Source organism: Streptosporangium sp. NPDC049376, from assembly GCF_044466505.1.
Lineage (GTDB): Bacteria > Actinomycetota > Actinomycetes > Streptosporangiales > Streptosporangiaceae > Streptosporangium.
In genome coordinates, this window is record NZ_JBITMT010000061.1 from 1 (window position 1) to 1,161 (window position 1,161).

Here is a 1,161-nt window from a genome sequence, read left to right on the forward strand (position 1 = left end):
CTCGACACCAACCCGCCAGACCCGCTAGGATCTCGCTCACCCCGTCTCCGGAGCAACCCTTCCAACTTACTCTGACATCCGGCTTCTGTCCAATCGTCCGTGGACGATTCAGACAAACGACTGCCGGAGCAAGGAGGTGGGGTACCGAGCGGGTCGCTGTCTTCGAAGCTCTTTGGCCTCTGCGGCTCGCCGCTCTGCGAGAAGAACATTACCAGGCCCCACGGGTCCCAGAGACAACTTGCCAACCATCCCCAGCACCTGCGCGTCCCAAACGTTCGTAGGGAGTCGACCGCGCAAGCGCTTATCAAGCCGTTCGCAATCGCCCCCGGATACGAAGTTGGCACGAGGGTCAGGATTCTGACTCCACCGTGGAGGTGAGCACCATGACCCGTTCAGAGTTCGACGACATCCGCGCACACATCGATGCGGAAGCCGATCGCCCCGGTGATCTGCTCAGGGTCGCCAGGTCCCTTTTGAGTGACCTTGAGGACGCGCGGATGCGTGAGGCCATGCTCCGCACCGAACATCTACGTCTTCTCACCGCAGCCCGTGCGACGGCCGCCGCGGAGGCGGCCGGGCGCGCGAACCCGCTTTCCTACATCACCGAGGAACTCGCCCGGCAGGGCCAGCTCCCCGCTACCGAGGTCGAGGTGGACCAGATCCTGCTGGACGTCCGTACCGCGACCACGCTGCTGACCCAGCTCGAACAAGCCCCCGCGCCGGTCACCACCGGAGGCGGGCCGCGCGTTCGCAGGTGTGCCGGCACAAGTCGCACTCTCCCCAGATGAGGCGTTCCGCGTCGTTGACCTGGGCTTGAACCAAGATCTGTAAGACTTCAGGCATGTGGCAGCGGGGGCTGGATTGGGGTGCGACGACCCTCGTAGGGGTCTTCGGCGTCCTGTGGGTTGGCGTGGTGGTGTTCGCAGCGGCCGAAAGACCGATGTGGACGAGTCTCGGACAGTGTGTCTTCGGGGCCTTCCTCATCGGCTGGTCACTGCACAAGACGTTCCTGCTGCTTCGCCTCCGCCCCCGACACAAAGCGCGGCACCGTAGGGTCAGGGCCTGACTAAATCTTGTTGCAGAAGCGTGTGGTTGGGCATCTTCCTTGTATGGGCGGGGTGTTGCGCGCTGATCCTTTATGGGTGGAGACCTTCACCGGAC

Annotated in this window: 1 protein-coding gene; it reads left to right on the plus strand. The window is 63.7% G+C overall.

Going from position 1 to position 1,161, the window contains the following annotated elements:
• The first annotated feature begins 383 nt into the window (after positions 1-383).
• The gene (locus ACIBVQ_RS40570) at positions 384-788 is read left to right on the plus strand and encodes a hypothetical protein (protein WP_399184289.1); all 405 of its coding nucleotides are present in this window, start codon (positions 384-386) and stop codon (positions 786-788) included.
• The last annotated feature ends 373 nt before the right edge of the window (positions 789-1,161 follow it).